Annotated in this window: 20 protein-coding genes and 1 riboswitch; of the genes, 10 read left to right on the top strand and 10 right to left on the bottom strand. The window is 65.4% G+C overall.

The window, feature by feature from the left end:
- The first annotated feature begins 117 nt into the window (after positions 1-117).
- Positions 118-1,629 (top strand): Hsp70 family protein, encoded by a 1,512-nt coding sequence (locus tag AC51GR_RS18435; RefSeq protein ID WP_496326097.1) that lies wholly within the window; start codon positions 118-120, stop codon positions 1,627-1,629.
- A gap of 75 nt (positions 1,630-1,704) precedes the next feature.
- Here AC51GR_RS18435 and metX read toward each other — a convergent pair whose 3' ends face one another.
- Together metX and AC51GR_RS18425 are read right to left on the bottom strand one after the other, a co-directional pair.
- Positions 1,705-2,847 carry a homoserine O-acetyltransferase MetX gene (gene metX / locus AC51GR_RS18430; RefSeq protein WP_496326096.1) on the bottom strand — a complete coding sequence of 381 codons (1,143 nt, stop codon included), beginning with the start codon at positions 2,845-2,847 and terminating at the stop codon, positions 1,705-1,707.
- 1 nt (position 2,848) lies between these two features.
- Entirely contained in the window at positions 2,849-4,165 is a 1,317-nt protein-coding gene (locus AC51GR_RS18425; protein ID WP_496326095.1) for a bifunctional o-acetylhomoserine/o-acetylserine sulfhydrylase, read from the bottom strand.
- Positions 4,166-4,221: 56 nt separating this feature from the next.
- Positions 4,222-4,331: riboswitch (SAM riboswitch) on the bottom strand.
- A 247-nt stretch (positions 4,332-4,578) separates the two neighbouring features.
- Between AC51GR_RS18425 and AC51GR_RS18420 the strand changes: the two genes are divergently transcribed.
- From AC51GR_RS18420 to yhjD, 5 genes are all read left to right on the top strand, one after another.
- Positions 4,579-6,111, top strand: a complete 1,533-nt coding sequence (locus tag AC51GR_RS18420; RefSeq protein ID WP_496326094.1) for a PE-PPE domain-containing protein — start codon at positions 4,579-4,581, stop codon at positions 6,109-6,111.
- Between the two features lie 163 nt (positions 6,112-6,274).
- A complete protein-coding gene (locus AC51GR_RS18415) occupies positions 6,275-7,492 on the top strand; it encodes an MFS transporter (protein ID WP_496326093.1) in 1,218 nt (405 codons plus the stop codon).
- Positions 7,493-7,503: 11 nt separating this feature from the next.
- The gene (locus AC51GR_RS18410) at positions 7,504-8,310 is read left to right on the top strand and encodes an exodeoxyribonuclease III (protein ID WP_496326092.1); all 807 of its coding nucleotides are present in this window, start codon (positions 7,504-7,506) and stop codon (positions 8,308-8,310) included.
- Positions 8,311-8,385: 75 nt separating this feature from the next.
- A complete protein-coding gene (gene trpS, locus AC51GR_RS18405; protein WP_496326241.1) occupies positions 8,386-9,429 on the top strand; it encodes a tryptophan--tRNA ligase in 1,044 nt (347 codons plus the stop codon).
- An 18-nt stretch (positions 9,430-9,447) separates the two neighbouring features.
- Positions 9,448-10,560, top strand: coding sequence for an inner membrane protein YhjD (yhjD, locus tag AC51GR_RS18400; RefSeq protein ID WP_496326091.1), 1,113 nt, complete (start codon positions 9,448-9,450; stop codon positions 10,558-10,560).
- Positions 10,561-10,588: 28 nt separating this feature from the next.
- Here the strand turns inward: yhjD and AC51GR_RS18395 are convergent, their stop codons facing one another.
- From AC51GR_RS18395 to AC51GR_RS18370, 6 genes are all read right to left on the bottom strand, one after another.
- On the bottom strand, positions 10,589-11,944 hold the full coding sequence (locus AC51GR_RS18395) for a D-alanyl-D-alanine carboxypeptidase family protein (RefSeq protein ID WP_496326090.1): 1,356 nt from the start codon (positions 11,942-11,944) through the stop codon (positions 10,589-10,591).
- 138 nt (positions 11,945-12,082) lie between these two features.
- Positions 12,083-13,081 (bottom strand): TauD/TfdA dioxygenase family protein, encoded by a 999-nt coding sequence (locus AC51GR_RS18390; protein ID WP_496326089.1) that lies wholly within the window; start codon positions 13,079-13,081, stop codon positions 12,083-12,085.
- Between the two features lie 78 nt (positions 13,082-13,159).
- Positions 13,160-14,152 carry a glycine betaine ABC transporter substrate-binding protein gene (locus AC51GR_RS18385; protein ID WP_496326088.1) on the bottom strand — a complete coding sequence of 331 codons (993 nt, stop codon included), beginning with the start codon at positions 14,150-14,152 and terminating at the stop codon, positions 13,160-13,162.
- A complete protein-coding gene (locus AC51GR_RS18380; RefSeq protein WP_496326087.1) occupies positions 14,149-14,919 on the bottom strand; it encodes an ABC transporter permease in 771 nt (256 codons plus the stop codon). Before AC51GR_RS18380 ends, AC51GR_RS18385 begins: the two co-directional genes overlap by 4 nt.
- Positions 14,916-16,118: an ABC transporter ATP-binding protein gene (locus AC51GR_RS18375; RefSeq protein WP_496326086.1), complete on the bottom strand. Its 1,203-nt coding sequence runs from the start codon at positions 16,116-16,118 to the stop codon at positions 14,916-14,918. Before AC51GR_RS18375 ends, AC51GR_RS18380 begins: the two co-directional genes overlap by 4 nt.
- A complete protein-coding gene (locus AC51GR_RS18370; RefSeq protein WP_496326085.1) occupies positions 16,115-16,762 on the bottom strand; it encodes an ABC transporter permease in 648 nt (215 codons plus the stop codon). The genes AC51GR_RS18375 and AC51GR_RS18370 overlap by 4 nt, the downstream gene beginning before the upstream one ends.
- A 387-nt stretch (positions 16,763-17,149) precedes the next feature.
- Between AC51GR_RS18370 and AC51GR_RS18365 the strand changes: the two genes are divergently transcribed.
- From AC51GR_RS18365 to AC51GR_RS18350, 4 genes are read left to right on the top strand one after another with little or no spacing between them, the layout of a single operon-like run.
- Entirely contained in the window at positions 17,150-18,091 is a 942-nt protein-coding gene (locus AC51GR_RS18365; RefSeq protein ID WP_496326240.1) for an ABC transporter ATP-binding protein, read from the top strand.
- Positions 18,088-18,906 carry an ABC transporter permease gene (locus tag AC51GR_RS18360; RefSeq protein WP_496326084.1) on the top strand — a complete coding sequence of 273 codons (819 nt, stop codon included), beginning with the start codon at positions 18,088-18,090 and terminating at the stop codon, positions 18,904-18,906. The genes AC51GR_RS18365 and AC51GR_RS18360 overlap by 4 nt, the downstream gene beginning before the upstream one ends.
- The gene (locus tag AC51GR_RS18355) at positions 18,846-20,060 is read left to right on the top strand and encodes a sensor histidine kinase (RefSeq protein ID WP_496326083.1); all 1,215 of its coding nucleotides are present in this window, start codon (positions 18,846-18,848) and stop codon (positions 20,058-20,060) included. Before AC51GR_RS18360 ends, AC51GR_RS18355 begins: the two co-directional genes overlap by 61 nt.
- The gene (locus AC51GR_RS18350; RefSeq protein ID WP_496326082.1) at positions 20,057-20,677 is read left to right on the top strand and encodes a response regulator; all 621 of its coding nucleotides are present in this window, start codon (positions 20,057-20,059) and stop codon (positions 20,675-20,677) included. The genes AC51GR_RS18355 and AC51GR_RS18350 overlap by 4 nt, the downstream gene beginning before the upstream one ends.
- Before the next feature lie 36 nt (positions 20,678-20,713).
- Here the strand turns inward: AC51GR_RS18350 and AC51GR_RS18345 are convergent, their stop codons facing one another.
- Together AC51GR_RS18345 and AC51GR_RS18340 are read right to left on the bottom strand one after the other, a co-directional pair.
- On the bottom strand, positions 20,714-22,087 hold the full coding sequence (locus tag AC51GR_RS18345) for an aspartate aminotransferase family protein (RefSeq protein WP_496326081.1): 1,374 nt from the start codon (positions 22,085-22,087) through the stop codon (positions 20,714-20,716).
- The gene (locus AC51GR_RS18340) at positions 22,084-22,545 is read right to left on the bottom strand and encodes an Lrp/AsnC family transcriptional regulator (protein WP_482138426.1); all 462 of its coding nucleotides are present in this window, start codon (positions 22,543-22,545) and stop codon (positions 22,084-22,086) included. The genes AC51GR_RS18345 and AC51GR_RS18340 overlap by 4 nt, the downstream gene beginning before the upstream one ends.
- Positions 22,546-22,692 lie beyond the last annotated feature (147 nt).

Below are 22,692 nucleotides of genomic sequence, written 5' to 3'. Positions count from 1 at the left end.
CATCGCCGCAGACAATGGCTGCAGGGGACTGTCCACCGAGCGACAGTGAATGGATCAGGGGTGTGAAGTCGGCATCATCTGGGCCCCAACCGAGCGATAGCGATCGGAATGAGGACCATGAGTACGTCACTGGGTTTGTCCGCAGGCAGTGGAATGATCCACTGTGTCCTGCTGTCGACCGATGACAATGGTCGCCAGAGCTCGATCAATCGCGTCATCGACGTCGACCTCACCGATGGTCTGACGCGGGCCGGCCGGGTGAACTCCGGTATCGATCTGATGCTGGCCAACGCTCAGGACCGCGGGAGCACGGTCGGACCGATCGGCGTTGCGTATCGCACCGACGAACACGCTCGTGAAATCGCTTCGCGTGGCACCGGCGTCAAGCGGCAGATCCAGTTGATCGCCGAAACAGAGGCAGTTGCGCACCAATTGGTTTCGACCGGCGAGATCAGCCGGTTCGTCTCGGTGCTCATCGTCGACCTCGGCGACACCGGGATGAGCATGTACACCCTGGATCCGGCGACCGGGCGGATCAGTGACCTGAAGCGCAGTGAGGCGATCTCGGGCGGGGCGCTCGACGCTCAGCTGATGCGGGCGCAGACCGCCAAAGGTCGTCTGCGCGGCCGCCGCAGGTCCACTGTGCTCAGTGCCTGCCGGACCGCGAAAGAAGAACTCTCGGTCAGCGCGTCGACCACGCTGACGATCGGTGGTTCGTCGGATACCGGCACCCTGACCCGATCGATGTTCGAAGACCTCATCCGGCCGATGGCGCAGGCCGCTGCCGCTGTCGTCGCCGACTACGCGACGGCCTCCCGCCCGGAGGCCATCGTGCTCATCGGTGGCCTGGCCAACATCCCTCTGGTTCGGGACCTCATCGTGAACAAGGTCGACGTCGAGGCGGTGCTACCGCAGGGGCCGGAATCGGTTGCGGCCACCGGCGCTGCCCGTCTGGCGGCGGTGAGTACTCGTCCCGCCGGACTGGCCTTCATCGGCGGACGCCGCAGCCGGGACTGGCTGTCGGCGGCGCCGCTGGCCATGTTCGGTGCGTTGCTCGCCGGTGCGTTGATGACCGTGTACGCGGTCGGATCGTCGCTTGCCGGCAACCCGTCGACACCGTCCGAGGCCCCGGAGCCCCCGGTATCGCCGTCCGCGATCGCCGAGGCGCCGTCGCCGACGACAACGACCGCCACCAATGCGCAGGTGACCTCCACACTGATGCCGACCCGGACACAGCCGACGGTGGAGGTGGCGTCGCCGGTTGCCGGTGGAAATCCGGGACCCGGTTGGGCGACAACCGAACTCGCACCGCCGGTGTCTTCTACGGATCCGCCGACGAGGACCCTGAGCCCATCGTTGATCCCGTTCCCGTTGCCGAGCATCACGTGGCCCCCGAATCTCGCACCGTCGACGCCGTCGACTCCATCGTCCCCGTCGTCTCCATCGACGCCCCCGCCGCCGCCGGAATCGACGACGCCAGATCCGCCCGTGGAGATCGCTCCTCCGTCTGAAGGGGAAGTGACTGCGTCGCCTGCGCCCGCGGCGCCGCCTCTTGTCGCCCCGCCGGAGTCACCGCAGTCCGGTGATCCGGCGGCGGATACGGTGCCGACCTCGCAGCCCGCGACCTGACAGTTCTTTTAGACCCGATTCGGCGTCGCCCGCACCCGACCGACCGCTGTATGAGCGGTCGGTCAGGGCCGGGTATCAGCCGCGGGCGAGGACGAGAGTCTTCTTGAGAAGGTCTGAGACCGCGTCGTATTCGGTGAGGAATCCGTCGTGGCCGTTGGCGGAATGCACCACATGCAATCCATCGACACAGCCGGGCATGAGCTCGGCCAACTCGATCTGCTGGCGCAGCGGGTAGAGCCGGTCGGAATCGATGCCACCGATCACAACGGGTACATGGCAGCTCCGCAGGGCGGCTTCCACGCCACCGCGGCCCCGCCCGACGTCGTGGTTGTTGAGCACCTCGGACAGCACCACATAGCTACCCGGATCAAACCGGCGGACCAGTTTGTCGGCCTGGTGCTCGAGGTAACTCTGCACCGCGTAGCGGCCACCGTGCAACGGATCTTCTTGTCCCTGAGGGAAGTTGGCGAACCGCTGGTCGAGTTCGGGTTCGCTGCGGTAGTACATGTGGGCGATGCGGCGGGCGATGCCGAGGCCGGACGTGGGGGTCCGGCCGGTGCCGTGATAGTCGCCGTTCTGCCAGTTCGCGTCGGCCTTGATCGCCGCGATCTGTGTTGTCTGCGTGCCGATCTGGTCGGCCGAGGCGCGAGCGCCGACGGCCAGGATCAAGCCGCTGCGCACTCGCTCTGGATAGCCGATGACCCACTCCAAGGCGCGTGCGCCACCCATCGAACCGCCGAGGACGGCTGCGACGGAATCGATCTGCAACGCATCGAGCAGGGCGACCTCGGCACGGACCTGATCGAGCACGGTGATGTGCGGGAACCGTGAACCCCACACCTGCCCTTCGGAATCCAGTGAGGCCGGGCCGGTGGAGCCGCCGCATCCACCGAGGACGTTCGCCGAGACGACACACCACTCGTCGGTGTCCACGGCGCCGCCCGGGCCGATCAGCCCGTCCCACCATCCGGGGGTGGGCTGATCGGGACCGGCGGGACCTGTTGCATGAGAGTCGCCGGTCAGGGCATGTAGTGCCAGAACAACGTTGTCGCGGGTGGGCGAGAGTGTGCCCCAGCGCTGAAACGCCAGGGTCACATTCTCGATCTGTCCACCGTTGTCCAACGAAATCGGGCCGACCGGCACACTGGTCAGCTGCCCATCGGGCAGGGATTCCCAGTCCGGATGAGTTCGTGGTGGCGTGTGCGGGTCGATACTCACCTCACTTGGCCGCAGCGAAGCCTGCGTCGAGGTCGGCGATGATGTCGACGACGTTCTCGATGCCGACGGCCAACCGGACCAGTCCGGGGGTGACGCCGGCGGCCAGCTGCTCCTCGGCGATCAGCTGCGAGTGGGTGGTCGATGCCGGATGGATGACCAGCGAGCGCACGTCACCGATGTTGGCGACATGGCTGTGCAGCACCAGTGCGTCGACGAACTTCTTGCCTGCGTCGACGCCGCCGACGATCTCGAAGCCGATGATCGCGCCCTGGCCGCGCGGAGCCAATTCCTGGCCCCGCTTGTACCAACGGGAGGATTCGAGGCCGGCGTAGGCCACCGACTCCACCTGGGGGTGCTCCTCGAGGTACTTGGCCACGGCCTGGGCGTTCGACACGTGGCGCTCGATCCGCAGGCTCAGGGTCTCCAGGCCCTGGGCGATGAGGAAGGCGTTGAACGGGGAGATCGCAGCACCGGTGTCGCGCAGCCACTGCACGCGCGCCTTGAGTGCGTAGGCCGGAGCGCCGAGGTCCGCGAAGATCGCGCCGTGGTAGCTCGGGTCCGGGGTGGTGAAGCCGGGGAACAGGTCGACGCCGTCACGCTGGCCGCGCCAGTCGAAGGTGCCACCGTCTACGATCACGCCGCCGATCGCGGTGCCGTGTCCGCCAAGGTATTTCGTGGCCGAATGCACCACGATGTCGGCGCCGTGTTCGAGCGGGTTGATCAGGTACGGAGTGGCGACGGTGTTGTCGACGATCAGTGGCAGACCCGCCTCGTGGGCGACGGCGGAGATGCCCGGGAGGTCGAGGATCTCGTTGTTCGGGTTCGAGATGGTTTCACCGAACAGGGCGCGGGTGTTGGGCTGGATGGCCGCGCGCCAGCTGTCGAGGTCTTCCGGGTCGTCGACGAAGCTGACCTGGATCCCGAGCTTGGGAAGTGTGTAGTGGAACAGGTTGTACGTGCCGCCGTAGAGACGGGGACTCGACACGACATGACCGCCGTTTTCGACGATGTTCAGGATCGCGTAGGTCTCGGCTGCCTGACCCGAGGCGACGAGAAGAGCCGCCACGCCACCTTCGAGGGCGGCGATGCGCTGTTCGACCGCGTCCTGCGTGGGGTTCATGATGCGGGTGTAGATGTTGCCCGGCTCGGCGAGTCCGAACAGGTTCGCGGCGTGCTCGGTATCGCGGAACGTATACGACGTTGTCTGGTAAATCGGCAGCGCACGGGCAGAAGTCGCCGAGTCCGGGCTCTGGCCGACATGGACCTGCTTGGTTTCAAAACTCCAGTTGTCAGCCGGATTGACGTCGGTGTCAGACATGTAGGACTTCTCTTTCATGGTCGGTGGACATCCAATTAGAGGGTCCGACCTTCCGGACCCCGCGCTTGCCGCGGCGAACCGCAACCTGGTCGTCACCCGGAGCACCCCACCGCGGTTGGAGGGTTGCCGGTCAGCTAGCCGGGGCTCATTGCTGACACTCAGGACCTGGCCAAAAGGATATAACACGCGGATCCTGCGCAAAAAAGCGTTCAGCGCACGGCGATTCTGCGGCTCGCCGTCGGCTGCGCCGTGCTGTACTACGTTCATGCGATTGGCCTTCGGCAAAGGTTGTCGTAACTTCAGTGAAGTTGCCTCAAATCACCCGAGGCCGTGTGCGATTCGAGACACCTGGGGCTGCTGTGAATGATGGTTCAAGACGTCGTCGGGCAGTCCCGACCCGTTCCGGTCGCCGGGTGACGGCGCTTGCGTCGGGGGCCGCGGCAGCCGCGCTGCCGGTACTGACCTTCCTCGGTAGTGCCCCGGCGCTCGCCACCGAAGCCCCGGCGGAGTGTGGCAACGGCGCCGTGTTCGTGGTGGCCGGAACCGGCGATCCGGAGTTCCTGCACACACGGGGAGTGGAGACCCGGTACATCGCCCAGGGTTATGTCGTCAAACGGGTCGACTATCCGGCGACATTCTGGCCGCTCGGTGCCCAGAGCTACGACGCCAACATCGAGGTCGGACAAGCCGTGCTCACCGATGATGTGGCGACCTATCAGGCCAGTTGCCCGGGCAAGCCTGCCGTCATCACCGGCTATTCGCAGGGCGCTCGAGTGGCCGGCGACGTACTGGCCGACATCGCGGCGGGTAAGGCGGATGGTGTCAGTGCCGACGGGGTGTCGGGCGAGCTCTATGCCGACCCGCGGCGACGCGGAACGAGCGCCGGCGCCGGGGCCGAGGTCAATCTCATCAATGCGTATCCGGGCGCGATGCTCGACGGTTCGCGCGACGGCGATTTCGGCGATGTGACGGTCTACTCGGTCTGTATCGACGGTGATGCGGTCTGCGACGTGCCCGACCCTCGGCGAGATCCGATCGGGGCGCTGGACGCGTTGCTGGGTTTCTGGGTCAAGCACTTCAGCTATGGCGACATCATGTCGGCGGGCCCGGGGGCGTCCGCCGGCGCCGATGGGGTGACCGTCGTCGAGGGCTCCGACGGGGCCACGGTGATCCTCGTCGGTGCCGATCCGTCACTGACCACCGTGCTGGCGCAGGTCGGACTACCCAACCTGCTGCGCCCGGTGATCCTCGATTTCCCGCGTCTCGAACCAGCTGTCATCCAGCCGATCTCGCGCGCGATCATGGGCTTGCTGCCGGCTCTGCCGCAGCTCGGGCACGGTGCGTATCTCACCGACCTGTACGCGATCCGGGACGCGCTGTCGGGGGACCCGGCGGCCTGGTCCGCGATCTTCGGGAGCGCGGTCAGCGTCGTCGAGTATCCGGTGAACTTCGTCCGGGACTGGGTGGCGGTGATCGATGCGGTCCTCGACCGGCGTGACCCGGATCTGGGGTTCATCGCGGCGCCGACGGTGCGCACCGTGGCCACTGCGGTGTTCGGTGCGGTGGTTCAGGCCAGGACCGAGCCGGCGGACCCGGCCGCTCACCCCGCCGTCGTCGACGATTCTCAGAAGGTCCTCGCCGTGGCGCCCGTTGGTCACTCGCCATCGGCCGATCACCCGCCCGAGTCGGCCGCAGTCGTTGCCGAGCCCGGTCGACATCGGGCGCCGGAGGGGCCGGCGGCGCCGGTGGTCGACGGGTTCACCACTACGCCGGGGTGGAATCAGCTCCCCGACACTGCCGATTCCGACCTGCCCGCCGATCCCGGCCGTACCGGTTCGGCGGACGATCAGGAACCGGAGACTCCGGCTCCGGCTGCAGTCGAAACGCCTGCCGCGACCGAGACAACGTCCATCGACGTGCCGGCCGACCTCGCCGTCACCCCGTAATCCGGGTCTCCCGCCACCGCGCGGACACGTCGATCTGTGGGTCAGTTCACGTCCGATCCCGGAATGAGCCGTGACCCCGACGGGGTTGACACCGTAGTTGCCCCGGCAATGAATTGCCCCGGCAGTGTCGCCGTCGCCCCGATCGACTTCGAGAGGTTCACCCATGTCTGCTGTCAGCACCGTCGCCCCCGAATCCTCGGGGGCGGTGCGGAGCGGTAGACGCAGCGCCATCCTGGCCCTGTCACTCGGCGCATTCGGTATCGGGACCACCGAATTCGTCGCGATGGGGCTGCTGCCCCACATCGCCGACTCGCTGGGCACCACCGAACCGACAGCCGCACATGTGATCTCCGCCTACGCGCTCGGCGTCGTGGTGGGTGCCCCGACGATCGCTGCACTGACCGCGCGAATGCCGCGACGCACCCTGCTGATCGCGCTGATGGTCGCGTTCACCGTCGGCAATGTCGCCACCGTCCTCGCCCAGAACTACGGCATGCTGATCGTCGCCCGCTTTGTCGCCGGACTGCCACACGGCGCCTACTTCGGGGTCGCGGCGCTGGTCGCCGCACATCTGGCGGGCCCCGAGTCCAGGGCGAAAGCGGTGGGTCAGGTGATGATCGGTCTGAGCGTCGCCAACGTCGTCGGGGTGCCCGCGGCGACCTGGCTCGGTGGTGCCGTCGGTTGGCGGGCCGCCTTTGTGGTGGTGGCCGTCATCGGGTTGTTGACGATTGTGGCCCTGTTCATGTTCCTGCCCGCACTCTCGGACATGAAGATCACCAATCCGATGACCGAACTCGGTGCGTTGAGACGCCCGCAGGTGTGGTTTGCGCTCCTCATCGGCATCGTCGGATTCGGTGGGATGTTCGCCTTCTACACCTTCATCAGCACCACGCTGACCACCGTCTCGGGCGTCTCCGAGTCGCTGGTCCCGTTTGCCCTGATGTTGTTCGGTCTGGGCATGGTCGCCGGCAACATCCTCGGCGGTGTCCTGGCCGATCGCGGTGTGGTGAGGGCGATCCTCATCAGTCTGGTCTCCATCGTGATCGCGCTCACCGCTTTCGCCGTGCTGGCGAGCAGTGCCTGGGCCGCGCTGATCCTGACCTTCTTCATCGGATTGACCGGGATCGCGCTGACCCCGGCGCTGCAGATCCGGTTGATGGATGTCGCCGAGGACGCTCAGACACTGGCCGCGGCCCTGAACCACTCGGCGCTGAACATCGCGAACGCGGGTGGGGCGTGGATGGGTGGACTGGTGATCGCGGCCGGATACGGATACCGCGCACCGTCGCTGCTCGGCGCCGGGCTGGCGGTCGCCGGACTCGTTGTCCTCGGGCTTGCGATGTTGTACGCCCGCAGACCCGCTGTCACAGGCCGCACGTAGGCTCGCCCGACGTGACCACAATCGTGACGACGATCAACGTAAACGGCATCCGCGCCGCGGTGAAGCACCGTTCGGAGCGCAATCTGGGGCTGATCCCTTGGCTGCGTGAGACCACGTCGGACCACGTCTTGCTCCAGGAGACCCGGGCCACCGAGGAGCAGGTCGCCGAAGCACTCGCCCCGGCCCTCGACGACGGTTGGTTCCTGAGTCTCAGCGAGTCGTCGGTCAAGGGCCATTCGGGTGTGGCGATCCTGTCCCGCACCGCACCGGACAAGGTGCGCAAAGGTTTCGGCAGCGATGAGTTCGACGCCACCGGGCGCTACATCGAAGCCGATTTCGGAACCCTGACGGTGGCCAGTCTGTATCTGCCCAAGGGTGCGAGCGACGGCCCGAAGCGCGAGGCGAAGTTCCGCTTTCTCGACGAGTTCGGAGCGCACCTGGGCGCACTCGGCCGCAAGCGCCGGGGTGTCGTGGTCGGTGGCGACTGGAACATCGCGCCCACCGCCCTGGATCTGAAAAACGCCAAGGGCAACGTGAAGAACCCCGGCTTCCTGCCGGAGGAACGCGCCTGGGTGGCCGGGATCCTGGACTCCGGGTGGACTGACGTGGCCCGCGATCTCGCCGGCGAGGTCGCCGGGCCGTACTCCTGGTGGAGCTGGCGCGGCAAGGCATTCGACAACGATTCGGGCTGGCGCATCGACTATCAGCTCGCCAACAAGACGATGGCCGCTGCGGCGACCAAGTCCTGGGTCGACCGCGCCGGTGCCTACGATCTGCGGTGGTCAGACCATGCTCCGGTCACCGTGGAGTACGCCTGAGGGGCGAGCGGGCCAAACGTCCAAGCGCGGTGTGTGTGAAATGCGGTGGCGGCCGGATGAGAGAATTCGGTGGTGATGCAATCGGCAAGCGAAACCAAGCCCGCCCGGCGCAAGCGAGTGCTGTCGGGTATCCAGCCCACCAGTGATTCCTTTCATCTCGGGAACTATCTGGGCGCGGTCCAGCAGTGGGTGAGGTTGCAGGACGAGTTCGAGCAGGCGTTCTACTTCATCCCCGACATGCACGCGATCACCACCGCCCACGACCCCAAGGCGTTGCGGGATCGCTCGCGACGCAGCGTCGCCCAACTGCTGGCGCTCGGCGTCGATCCGGCCCGCTCGACCATCTACCTACAGTCACATGTGCCGCAGATCGCCCAATTGACCTGGGTGCTCTCGTGTCTCACCGGTTTCGGCGAGGCCGGCCGGATGACGCAGTTCAAGGACAAGTCGGCGAAACAGGGCACCGATCACGCCAGTGTCGGGCTGTTCACCTACCCGATCCTGATGGCCGCCGACATCCTCACGTTCCAGGTTGATCAGGTACCGGTGGGCGAGGATCAGCGCCAGCACCTGGAGCTGACCCGGAATCTGGCCCAGCGCTTCAACTCTCGGTTCGGCAAGACGTTCATCGTTCCCGAGGCCTACATCGTCGCGGAGACCGCGAAGATCTATGACCTGCAGAACCCGTCGGCGAAGATGAGCAAGTCCGCCGAGTCCGACTCCGGGTTGATCAATCTGCTCGACGATCCCAAGCGGTCGGCGAAGAAGCTCCGGTCGGCGGTCACCGACAACGGCCGGGAGATCGTCTTCGACCGGGAGAACAAGCCGGGCGTGAGCAACCTGTTGACGATTCAGTCGGCACTGACCGGCAAGTCGGTCGACGATCTGGTCGCCGGATACGACGGCCAGGGTTACGGCCAGCTCAAGGTGGACACCGCCGAGGCACTGACCGAGTTCGTGACCCCGTTGCGGGCCCGTTTCGACGAACTGCTGTCCGATCCGGCGCAACTCGATCAGATCCTGGCCGCGGGCGCGCAGACGGCCCGCGAAGTGGCCTCACGAACGTTGGCAACGGTCTATGACAAGGTGGGATTTGTAGCTCCAGTGCCGCTCGACTGAGACCGAACGGGGAACGACATGCCACAGGCTCGCGCCGGTGCAAAGCTCAAGCCACGGGCATCCGATCAAGGCCAGGACGAACGCACCCCGGGTGTGATCACCACGCCGGGCGCGGCCGACAAGCCGTCGTTCCTCGACAAACAGCGCGCACGGTATCCGTGGTTCGACCACCTGATGGAGGCGGCGAACCGGTACCAGAGTTCCAAGGGCGACTATTTTGCCGCCGGGGCAACGTACTTCAGCGTCTTCGCGCTGTTCCCGTTGCTGATGATCGGGTTCGCCGTCGCCGGTTTCGTCTTCGCCAACAACGAGGAGTTGCTCGACAAGGCGAAGGACAAGATCGCCGACTCGGCGGACGGCAGCATGGGCGAGCAGCTCACCGACCTGATGGACCAGGCCATCGAGTCGCGGGCCACGATCGGTGTCCTCGGCCTGCTGATCGCCCTCTACGCCGGACTCGGGTGGATGGCGAATCTGCGGAACGCGCTGACCGTGCAGTGGGGTTCAGAACCCGAGACGCCCGGCATGGTGAAGACCAAGTTGTCCGACCTCGGTGCCCTGCTCGGCCTCTTCCTGGCCATGATCGTCACCTTTTCGCTGTCGGCGCTCTCCAGCAGCGGTCTGGTCCACCAGATCTTGGAATGGGTGAGCGCTGACGACCTCCCCGGTGTGTCGTGGGCGGTCCGGGCCATCTCGCTCGTGCTCTCGATCCTGGCGTCGTGGTTGCTGTTCACCTGGGTCATCGCCAAACTGCCCCGGGTGGCACTGCCACTGCGCAACGCGTGGAAGGCCGGCCTGCTCACCGCCGTGGTGTTCGAGATCTTCAAGCAGGTGGGGAGCTTCTACCTCAAGTCCGTGGTGAGCGGCCCGGCCGGTGCCACGTTCGGCCCGATTCTGGGCATCATGGTTTTTGCTTTCATCACCACCCGGATCATCCTGTTCGCCACCGCGTGGGCGGCAACCGATCCGCGCAACCGGAAGTACGAACCGACCCTGGTACCGGATCCGGTGGTCATCAGCCCGCGGGTCGTGGTCCGGGAAGGACTGTCCGGTCGTGGGGCGGTGGCCGCAGTCGGTGCCGGTGTGATTGCGGCGTTGGGTATTTCGGCGGCATCGCGGCGTAGACGTTGACCACCGCCTGATTCGGTGTGCGAGGTGTTCAGGAACGCCTGTTCAGGCGTAGCCCGGCGTAGACCAGCGCCACCACGATCAGTGCACCCGTCAGCCCGATGACCAGCTTGGCAGTGCCCGAGGCTCCATCGGACCTGAGCCCGTCGGCCGATGCCATGTCGCCTCCGGTACCGCCGGTGCCCGGGGCGTCGGTTTCGGAGAGTTCTTCGTCGAGGTCGTCGGGCCCGTCGACCAGGACGCCGATGTTCTGATCGGCCGGCTGGGCGAAGCCGTAGTCCAGCATCGCCCCGGCCTGTCGCCAGAAGGATCCATAGCTGTCGTTCAGTCCGTACATCTGGACGACGAGAATCTGGCGACCATCACGTTCTGCCGCTCCGACAAAGGTTTTGCGGGCATCGTCGGTGTATCCGGTTTTGCCTGCGATGGTTCCCTCGTAGTCGTACAACAGTTGGTTCATGTTGTAGAGGTCGATTCCCTGGGCTGCGGCCGGGTCTGCCGCCGGCGTGGTTTCGGTGGAGTATCCGTCGATTGCGGGTGCCTCGGGCGGTGTCTGGGTGGGCATGCCCGGATAGCCGGGGAAGTGGGCCTGATCCTCCTGTGAGATCTCGACGAAGTCGGGATTGTTCAGGGCCGCTCTGAAGATCAGGGCTTCGTCGTACGGCGATGTGGTCATTCCCGGGGCGTCGAGTCCTGAGGGGGAGGCCGCGCGGGTGTCCTTCGCGCCGAGTTGCTGCGCCATCGTGTTCATCTTCGCGACGGTGGCATCGGTCCCGCCCAACGCGCGGGCCAGGGCGTTCGCGCAGTCGTTGCCGGACACCAGGATCAGTCCGGTCATCAGGTCACGGACCGTATAGGTGCCACCGGGACCGACCCCGGCGGCGTCACCTTCGATCTCGTCGTCTTCCCGGGTGCCGGTGACGGTGGAGTCGAGGTCCAGTTCGTCGAGCACCACAAGCGCCAGGAGCACCTTGATGGTGCTGGCCGGCCGGTAACGCCCGTGCGGGTCTTTGGCGGCCAGCACGGTTCCGGCGGTCAGATCGGCGATCAGCCAACCCGTCGCGGTCAGACCCGGTGGCGGTGGTGCGGCACCGTCGGCGAGCACGACACCACAGCCGCCGAGCTCGTCGCCACCGACCGGCGGGTCGGGGACCGGGAGCGGCGTAGGTGTGGCGGACCCGGCCGGGACCACCTCCGATTCGTCGATCGGAGGCACCGGTGTGGTCTTGTACGGGCACGCATCGGTCACCGTTTCGGGCGCGGGCGCCGCGCCGATCGGGGGTGCCGTTGTCACGGGTTCGGCCCCGGCCGGTCCCGGACCACCGATACCGGTGAACAGCAGTGCCGCAGCCAGGAAGGCGGCGGCGTGCGTCATGGGTCGCTTCATCGCACCGGACGATACAGCTGTTCGCGCCTGTGGGCGCTCCACTGCGTCGGTGATTTGGCTGAATGACCACCTCCGGTTTGCTTTTGCCGGGCTGATGGCTACGGCGATGGGTGGATTGTGAACCCTTTGCCGTGGACTTCAATGCCGTTCGTCGGCGAACCCTCGAATACTCGCCGGGCTTGCCGGTTCCCATGCGACCAGGGGCCGCGGCGTTTCGACAACCGAATATCCCTTTGCATCGCCGGTGATGATCGTGGACCGGTCCCGATCGACGCCGATGGGGACGTCGCCGGCAAGTGTCACGCGATTGACTCGCCGGAACTGGTCGCCGAAGTCGGCCACACCGTAGTGCTGGGTGGAACGGTTGTCCCAGATCGCGACGTCCCCTGCGTTCCAGTTCCAGCGAAAGGTGTTGTCGGGACGCTCGATCCGTGCCTGGAGCAGCCGCAACAGGTCGGCGGTCTCGGAGGTCTTGAAACCCGAGAACGACTTGACGAAGTGCCCGAGGGTCAGCGCCCGCTCACCGGTCTCGGGGTGCACCCGGACCGCCGGGTGCTCGGTCTCGAAGACGGTCTTGACGAACTCTTCTCGGTACGCCGGGTCGGAGCTGTCGCCGACGGTGAGGTGTTCGGCGTAGTCGTAATCGTTGGTGTGAACGGCCCGCAACCGGTCGACGAGTGCTCGCATCGGTCGGGGGAGGTTGGCGTATGCGGCCACCGTGGATGCCCACATCGTCGCGCCGCCGTACGTGGGGCGGACGGTCGCGCGCAGCACGGAGATCTTGGGGATGCGATCGACGAACGAGACGTCCGTATGCCAGGAATTCGCGGCACCTTCGAGGGGGAGCAGGTCCTCGCCGCGCGAGAGGACCGTCGGATGCGCCTTGGTGGGCGTGCCCAGGAGGGAGGCGAACTCGTACTGGACCCTGTCGTCGAAATGGTGTTGACCGGTGAAGACGACGGCCTTGTGAGTGGCGATCACGGTCCGAATGGCCTGCACCGTCGCGTCGTCGAGGTCGCCGGACAACCGGATGCCATCGACCCGGGCGCCGAGGTGTTCACCGAGTTTGGTCACCGTCAGGGTGGGAAGTGCCGACCGGGTGGAAGCGGCGGCTGGGGTTTCGACGAGGGCGGTCATGAACCCAGTTTTGCTCCAACCGGCGGGCGTCGACACCTTAAGGCGCACCCTGATCGAAAGTCGGTGGCGGCCGGTCCCTCACCCCTTGGTGATGAAACCTTCGGAGATCATCCAGTCCCGGGCCACGATCGCCGGATCCTTGCCGTCGACGTCGACCTGCTTGTTGAGCTCGGTGATCACCTCGTTGGTGAGAGCGGCCGTGACCGGCGCCGTGACCTCGGCGATCTCGGGGTGCTTCTCGAAGAAACTCGCCTTCATCGTGACGGACGGGTTGTAGTGCGGGAAGAACTGCTTGTCGTCGGTCAGCACCACGAGGTCGAGGCCGGCGATCCGGCCGTCGGTGGTGAACACCTCGCCGAACTTGCACTGCGTTCCCGTCGAGGTCGCCTGATAGATGATCCCGACCTGAAGAATCGGGGTGTCGGCCTTCGCCGGATCGAATCCGTAGGCGGCGGCCATACCCGGGTATCCGTCCTGGCGGGCGCGGAACTCGGTGTCCACACAGGTGGCGGCCGCGGCCGGGTCGCGGTTGACCAGTTCCGCATACTCGGTGAGGTTGGTGACGCCGGTGTCGTCGATCACCTTCTTGCTCGCGGCCAAGGCATATGTGTCGTCCATCGGGCCCGGCTCGAGCCACACCATGTCATTTCTTTCGAGGTCCTCGTCGCGCACGGCCTCGAACTGTTCGCGGGTGTCGGCGATCGGTTTCTCGTGGCCGAGATAGTTGATCCAGGCGTTACCCGTGAACTCGTAGGCGACGTCGACCTGATCGGCGATCTGGGCATCGCGGGTACTGCGCGAACCCACGATCCCGGTCATGTCCCGGACATCGGCCCCGGCCGCCACGAGGGTGAACTCGAGAATGTATCCCAGGATCACCTGCTCGGTGTATTCCTTGGAGCCCACGGTGATCTCGACACCCTTGAGCCCCTCGTTCTCGGTGATCGAACCCGGGCCGACCTCGAGGGGGACGGCACCGCCCGAGGACAGTCCACAGCCGAGCGCGACCACGCAGACGATCGCACAGAGGACCGGCTTGAGCAGCCGGCCGGTTCGGGACACCGTTGTCATGCTCGTATCCCCTTCGGTCCGAGGTAGTACTCGGCCAGCGCGCCGACCCAGTCCACGAGTAGCGCCAGGCATACCGCCAGGACGCTGCCCAGGACCAGGGTCACGTTGTCCCGCAATTTGTATCCGGTGTCGATCAGCACCCCGAGTCCGCCGGCATTGACGAGGAAGCACAGGGTCGCGGTACCGACGGCCAGGACCAGCGAGGTCCGGAGGCCCGCGAGGATGTACGGCACCGCCAACGGCAATTCGACGCGGAAGAGAATCGATGACCCGGACATGCCCTGCCCCTGGCCGGCGTCGATGAGTGACTTGTCGACCTGATCGATGCCGAGGATGGTGCTGCTGAACACCGGGAGCAGCGAATACACCGCGATGGGCAGGACACCGATCCAGAAACCCGTCTCGCCGGTCCACAGGAAGAGCAGGACCAACAGGCCGACCGCCGGTGCGGCCTGCCCGATGTTCGCCACACCGATGAACGGTGGTCGCAGGAAGCGGACCGGGCCGCGGGTCACCAGGATTCCGAGGGGGACTCCGACGAGGACGACGATGGCCGCGACCGTGATCGTGATCAGCAGATGCTGCCAGAGGAGGGTACTGACGTTGCCGGCGTTGATGTTCACCTTTTGCGTGGCGGTCAGGTCCCGGTTGAACGCCCAGAAGATGACCGCAACCGCGACGATCACCACGAGGATCGGCTGGATGATCAGGCGCAGCCGGTCCGCCACGCTGATCGAGGTCGGCGGCGTCTCGACGGCCGCGGTCATGACGTGACGTCCCCGGCGGCCGTCGCGGTGGACGGCGCATCCCGCAGTGTGGTGATGGTCGAGATCAGGGTCTCCAATGTCACCACTCCCTGATACCGGTTGCCCGCGCCGGCAACCACGGCCGACGCGTGGTCCTCGGCGAGCATCGCCTCGAGCGCGTCCTGCAGGGTGGCCTGGATGCTGATCACCTCATCGAGGGGCTCGGCGAACTCGTCGACGGTGCGGGCCTGTCGCAGCCGACTCTCGCGCACCCAGCTGACCGGGCGCTGCCGATCGTCGAGGATCACGGCCCAATCATGCTCACCGCCGGCGAGTTCGGCGCGCAGCGCGTCGACATCGTCGCCGACGTGCGCGGTGGGTCTGGCCTCGAGGTCGATGTCCTTGACCCGGACCAGACCGAGTTGACGCAGTGAGGCACCGGTTCCCACGAACCCGGCCACGGTGTCATCGGCGGGATTGGCGAGAATCGCCTGCGGCGTGTCGTATTGCAGGATCTTCGACTGCTGACCGAGCACCGCGATGCGGTCCCCGAGTTTGACCGCCTCACCGAAGTCATGGGTGACGAACACGATGGTCTTGCCCAATTCGCTTTGCAGACGCAGGAGTTCGTCCTGCAGAGAGCTGCGGGTGATCGGGTCGACTGCGCCGAAGGGTTCGTCCATCAGGAGGACGGGCGGATCGGCCGCCAGAGCCCGTGCGACACCGACCCGTTGTTGCTGACCGCCGGACAACTGTCGTGGGTAACGCCCGGCGTACTGTGCCGGGTCGAGTCCGACCAGATCGAGCAGTTCCTCGACGCGCGCGGCAATGCGTTTCTTGTCCCACTTGAGCAATCCCGGGACCAGCCCGATGTTCTGACGGATCGTCATGTGCGGGAAGAGCCCGGCCTGCTGGATCGAGTAACCGATCGAGCGTCGCAATTCGGTGGGTTTGATCGACAGGGCGTCCTTGTCGCCGATGGTGATCTTGCCGGACGTGGGCTCGCTGAGCCGGTTGATCATCCGCATGGTGGTGGTTTTGCCACACCCGGAGGGACCGACGAGGACGACGACGTCGCCGGCCGGGATGTGCAATGAAACATCGTCCACCGCGGGCGTTTTCGACCCCGGGTAGATCTTCGACACGTGTTCGAGGGTGATCTGCACCCCGGTCGGGTTTGCTGAGCGCAGGCCGCTCGACGCTGAGGACTGTTCTGTCATCGGATGCCTTTCGACGTGGTGAGCCGTCCGAGGAGTACGTAGAGGGCGTCGAGAGCGAGGGCGAGTACAACGATCAGCAAGGTGCCGGACAGGGCCATGGGCACCGCGGTCGGACTGCCGACCCGGGCCAGGCCGGCGAAGATGAGATTGCCCAGCCCCGGACCCTTGACGTACGCGGCGATGGCGAGGACGCCCATGGCCATCTGGGTGCTCAGTCGCATCGCGGCCAGGATCGCCGGCCACACCAACGGCAATTGGACCCGGACAAGGGTGATGACGCCGCCCATCCCGATACCCCGGGCGGCGTCGATGAGTGCCGGCTCGATGTTGTTGAGTCCGACGATGGTGTTACGGATGATCGGGAGCAACGAGTACAGCACCAACGCGATCACCGAGGGCAGGACACCGAGACCGACGAGCGGGATGAGCAAACCCAGCAGGGCGAAGGACGGGACGGTCAGGATGGCGCTGGACAACGATGTGGCCAGGTTGGCCGCGATGTCGCTGCGATAGGTGAGCAGACCGACCACCACACCGATCACGGTCGCGATGAGGACGCTTTGGAGCACTGCGCTGACGTGCTGATAGGAATCGAACACCAGCTGAGATCGGTGTGAGGTCATGTAATCCCACAAAGCGTTCAACCGTGCCCCCCGCTCTCTACTCGTCGTCCCCGCCGTCCATACCCGAACACCGGCACCGACAAACCCTCGGCGCGCTCAACACAATGTTGGCCTATTTTCGCGTCCGCGAACGCACGACTTCCAGTCTTCGGGTAGATCAATTCGTTTCGATGACATTTGTCATGGCTCTGGCATGAGTATCCGTTCGGCTTTTGATGATCGGGCGCACTGGTGGGGTCAACAGATGTGGGTGAGCCTTGAAGGCATGACGGCAACACATCGCAACCACCGAATTCATCCGCCGAGTCATCGCGAAACAGGCGCGCAATCAAGCAGTTTCGAAAATCTGATCAAAGACATCCATCGGATCGGCCCGGCACCCGTGGGCGGCCGAACGTGGGGGCAATGATGAAGACCGTGATCAGCGCCCGAGGGTTGCGCCGCACCTACGGCCAGGGCAAGGACGCATTCGAGGCGGTCAAGGGCGTCGATCTCGAGATCGCGGAGGGCGAGGTGTTCGCCCTGCTCGGCACGAACGGTGCCGGAAAGACGTCGACCTTTGACGTGCTGGAAGGGCTTGTCGCACCGTCTGCCGGCGAGGTCGAGGTCTTCGGCCTCGATCCACGCCGAGACCGCAAATTGGTGCGCCCGCACGTGGGCATCATGTTGCAGTCCGGCGGGCTACCTGCCGAGTTGACCGTCAGCGAGACCTTGGAGATGTGGCGCGGCACCAGCTCGAATCCGACCACCGTGGCCGCAGTCTTGGCGCAGGTCAACCTCACAGACCGCGTCCACGTGCGTGTCGGAGCGCTGTCCGGCGGTGAAAAGCGCCGCGTCGACCTTGCCTGCGCGTTGCTGGGGCAGCCCCGGTTGCTCTTCCTCGACGAACCGACCACCGGTCTGGATCCGGAAAGTCGTCGCGCCACATGGCGTTTGCTGACCGAGCTCAAGGCCTCCGGGGTGACGATCGTCCTGACCACGCACTACCTCGACGAGGCCGAAGAACTTGCAGACCGCATTGCGATCATGCACAAGGGCCAGATCGCCCGCCGCGGAACACTCCGTGACATCGTCGACGAGCATCCTGCGCGAATTGTCTTCGACCATCCCGGTCCGGCTCTGCCGGCGATGACCGGCGCGCGAGTCGACGCCCAGGAGCGCGTTACCGTATACACCCACGACCTGCAGGGTCACCTCTCTGAATTGCTGGCCTGGGCTGGAGGCCGTGGCCTGCAATTGGGTGGCCTCGAAGCCCGTGCCGCGTCCTTGGAATCGGTCTTTCTCGAGGTCGCAGCCGATCCGGCCGTCGCGTCGAAGTCCACCCCCGACCTGATCGGAGCACACCGATGATCAGCAGTACCGTACTTACCTCAGGCGGCTACGGGCGGCGTCCGCTGAGCGCTCTGGCCAAGGCGGAGTACCAGCAGTTTGTCCGCAACAAAACCCTCGTGGTGCTGGGAACAGTGTTCCCGGTGGTGCTTCCGCTGACGACGTACTTCATCGCCCGCGGTGAGTCCGGTGCCACAGCGGAGGTCGCGACCACGGGCCTGGAGATGTTCGCGTTGATGGCTTTTCTGTTCGTGCAGTACTACTCGGTGCTGTCGATGGTCACCACCCGCCGTGGGGAAGGAGTATTGAAGCGGCTGAGAACGGGTGAGGCAGCCGATTGGCAGATTCAGACCGCCCCGGCCGTGCCCGGCGCCCTGCTCACCGTGATCGGTGGTGTGATCGTTTCGGGAGTGATCTACGGCGCCGGTGCGCCCGCGCCCGTCAATCCAATCGCGCTGGTCATCGCGATGGCCGGTGGAATCATCGTCTTCTCGCTGCTCGGCCTGGCGACGAGTGTGGTCACCAAGAACGCGGAGGCAGCGCAGATCACCTCACTACCGGTGATGATGCTCGCGATGGCCGGCCTCGCATCGATCCGTGGCATCCTTCCCGATCGCCTCGGCGATGTGGTCTCCTGGACACCGTTTGCGGCTCTGTCCGAACTGATCTCGGTCGGCGCCTCCGGCCTGCCGGCCACTGCCGACGAGTCTGCCGCCACGCTCGATTTCGCGGGCACGTTCGGCGAGATGGCACAACCTCTTGCGACACTGGGCATATGGATCGCACTGTCGCTCGCAATCGTCTCGACAAGGTTCCGCTGGGACGACCGTGGATGACCGGGGTGGCGTCCCGGTGGCGGGAGCTGTCGGGGTCGGCGAAGTTCCGGCTCTGCAGTCAGCTCATACTCCTGTCCTCCATCGTCGTAGGGGTGGTCGTTTCGGTGGACAGAACGGGCGACGTTCCGTGGTCGGCGGCCGGGATCGTCATCTCCGGGGCCGCAGCTCTTCTCGCCCTGCAGACCCGGCCCGAGCTGTCGGCATGGCCCAACGTCGGACCGCGCAGTTGGGCACTACCGGTCGGATCCGCAATGTTCCTCGTGGTCTGGCTGTTCTGTGCGATCATGGCCAACCTGGCCACCGACGAATCCGACATCGACGCCGCACAGACGGTCGGCAACTTTGCCGCACTGCTGTCGATGCTGTCGATCATTCCTTTCTTGCGGGGCAAGTGGTGGTTCGTCCTCGGCGTCAGCATCGCCACCGGCGCAGCGTTCGAGGCTTCTGCGCCGTCGGCGCTCCGGGTGGCCGCGACCACGTTCTTCATCGGCGCCTTGTTCGTCGCCACCACGCTGTTGACGATGTGGGGCCTGGAGGTGGTCGACGAGCTGGAGCACACCAAGGCCGTCGAGGCCCGGTTGCAGGTTGCCGAAGAGCGATTGCGTTTCGCCCGGGACCTGCACGATGTGGTCGGTCGCGGATTTTCCGCCATTGCAGTCAAAAGTGAACTCGCCGCGACGCTTTCACGTGCCGGAGCGGGTGACCGGGCGGCCGGCGAGATGGATGAGGTGAAGGCACTCGCCGTCGAATCGATGAACACGATGCGCGAGCTGGTCCATGGCTATCGCGGCATCAACCTCGAAGGTGAGGTTGCCGGTGCCCGTTCACTCCTGGCCGCGGCGGGTTGCCTGCTTGTTGTCGAAGGTGATCCGGCCAAGGTGCCCGCACGTTTCCATGAGGTGGCGGCATGGGTGGTGAGGGAGGGTACCACCAACATCGTCAGACACTCAGCCTCGACTTCGGCGACCCTCTCGATCGGTGCAGGGGGAATGTCGCTGCGTAACAACGGTTCCCGTAAGGAAGTGGTGGAAGATCCCGGCGAGCATTCCGGACTTCGTGGCCTGTCGGAGCGTCTCGCGCATGTCGGTTCTGGCCTTGAAGCCACCATGAGCGGAGAGACTTTCACGCTTGAAATACTCTGGGAGAAAAAGTGATTCCGGTACTGATGGCCGACGACGAAACCCTCATCCGCACTGCCATGGCGGCCATGCTCGACCTCGAAGACGATCTCGATGTCGTCGCGAACGTCGGGTCGGGTGAAGAACTCCTGACCATGTGGCGACAACGTGTCGCCGAAGACCGGCCCCTTGCCGTCGCGGTAATCGACCTGCGGATGCCGGGGATCGACGGCATCGACACCGCCACCGAGCTTCTCGCGTTGACTCCGGGCGCCGGCATCCTGATAGTCACCAGTCACGGCCGGCCGGGTTACCTCAAACGTGCGCTCACCACGGGCGTGCGGGGCTTTCTGCCCAAGACGACGTCGGCTGCCACTCTTGCCGAGGTCATCCGCACGGTTCACGGCGGCGGCCGCCATGTCGATCCGCAGCTGGCCGCCGAAGCGATCAGCGCCGGCGACACGGTGCTGACCGCGCGTGAAGCCGACGTCCTCGAGTTCGCCATCGATGGTTCCTCGGTGGACGAAATCGCCACGCGCGCACGCCTGTCGGTCGGGACCACCCGTAACTACCTGTCATCGGCAATGGCGAAACTGGGTGCATCGAACAGGTACGAGGCGGCCCTCAAGGCCCGCAGACTCGGATGGATCTGAGCCGGTGCCTGCCGGTGTCGCCCGGTGCTCTGGTGCTCAGATCTTCGTGTACGCCTCGGTCAGCACCGAACGCAGGATCTGTTCGATCTCGTCGAACTCGGCCTGTCCGCAGGTCAGTGGGGGAGCGAGCTGGACCACCGGGTCTCCCCGGTCGTCGGCGCGGCAGTAGAGTCCGGCGTCGAACAGTGCGGTGGACAGGAAATCACGCAGGACCCGCTCGGATTCGTCCGGTGTGAACGTCTCCTTGGTGGCCTTGTCCTTCACCAATTCGATCCCGTAGAAGTAGCCTTCGCCGCGGACATCGCCGACGATGGGTAGATCACTGAGTTTGTCGAGCGTCCGCCGGAAGTCCGGGGCGAGTTGCTTCACCCGGTCGTTGAGACCTTCGCGTTCGAAGATGTCGAGGTTGGCCAGTGCGACCGCCGCCGAAACCGGATGTCCGCCAAAGGTGTAACCGTGGGCGAACGAGGTGGCGTTGTCGTTGAAGGGCTCGAACAGGCGATCGGTGGCGATCATCGCGCCGATCGGTGAGTAACCCGAGGTCATGCCCTTCGCGCAGGTGATGATGTCGGGGACGTAGTCGAAGTCGCTGCAGGCGAACATCGATCCGATTCGGCCGAAAGCGCAGATCACTTCATCGGAGACCAGCAGCACATCGTGCTTGTCGCAGATCTCCCGAACCCGCTGGAAGTATCCGGGCGGTGGCGGGAAACAGCCGCCGGCGTTCTGTACCGGTTCGAGGAAGACCGCGGCGACCGTGTCCGGTCCCTCGAACTCGATGGCCTCTTCGATGCGGTTGGCGGCCCAGAGACCGAACTCCTTGGGGTCGTCGCCGTGTTCGCCGGCCCGGTAGATGTTGGTGTTCGGAACGCGGAACGCTCCCGGCGTGAGTGGCTCGAAGGCTTCCTTCAGCGCCGGGATGCCGGTGATCGCCAGTGCGCCCTGCGGTGTGCCGTGATAGGCGATCGATCGCGAGATCACCTTGTGTTTACCGGGTTTTCCGGTCAGTTTGAAGTACTGTTTCGCGAGCTTCCAGGCGCTTTCCACGGCCTCACCACCGCCGGTGGTGAAGAAAACCCGGTTGAGGTCGCCCGGTGCGTAGTCCGCCAGGCGTTCGGCCAATTCGATGGCCGGCGGTGTCGCGTACGACCAGAGGGGGAAGAAAGCCAGTTCCTTGGCCTGCTTGGCCGCGGCCTCGGCGAGCTCGACGCGGCCGTGTCCGGCCTGCACCACAAACAGTCCCGACAGGCCGTCGAGATAGCTGCGGCCGCGATCGTCGAAGATCCGGACGCCCTCGCCGCGGGTGATGACCGGCGGGGTGGTGGTGTCGCCGTGCCTGGAGAAGTGGCCCCACAGGTGGCGGGCCGAGCGGTCGCCAAGGGTGGTGGTGTTGTTCTCGACTGCGGTCATCGGGTACCCCAATTGTATTGTTGTTTGACCAGTTTCAGGTAGACCAGGGTCTCTGTCCCGGTCACGCCAGGCTGCGATCGCACCTTTTTGTTCAGTACCTCGAGCAGGTGTTCATCGTTCTCGCAGACCACTTCGATGACCACATCGAATGATCCGGCGGTCAGGACCACGTAGTCGATCTCCTCGACCTCCGCGAGTGCCTCACCCAGGGCCGCGGTGTCTCCGGTGCAACGGATTCCGATCATCGCCTGGCGGGCGAAACCCACCTGCATCGGATCGGTCACCGCGACGATCTGGAGGACACCGGCCTCGCCCAGGCGCTGAACCCGGTTACGCACCGCAGCTTCCGAGAGTCCCACTGCCTTGCCCACCGAGGCGTACGAGCGGCGGCCGTCGGCCTGGAGCTCCTCGATGATCTTCTTGGAGATGTTGTCTAGGACTATTGGCTGCTCGGTCATGGCTCCGATTCTTCTCGATGCGCTGGCCGGTTCGATCGTTGCATCCCATATGCTACGGATTCCGCAATAATCTGCAACCCAAACGGGGGAAATTCGTTGTCTAGGGGCGGTATGCATCGCGGAATGCGCAGTGCCTCGGTATGGTGG

Source organism: Williamsia sp. z71 (assembly GCF_059553375.1).
The sequence above is the reverse complement of the archived record's forward strand: the minus strand, read 5'-3'. Positions and strand labels throughout refer to the sequence as shown.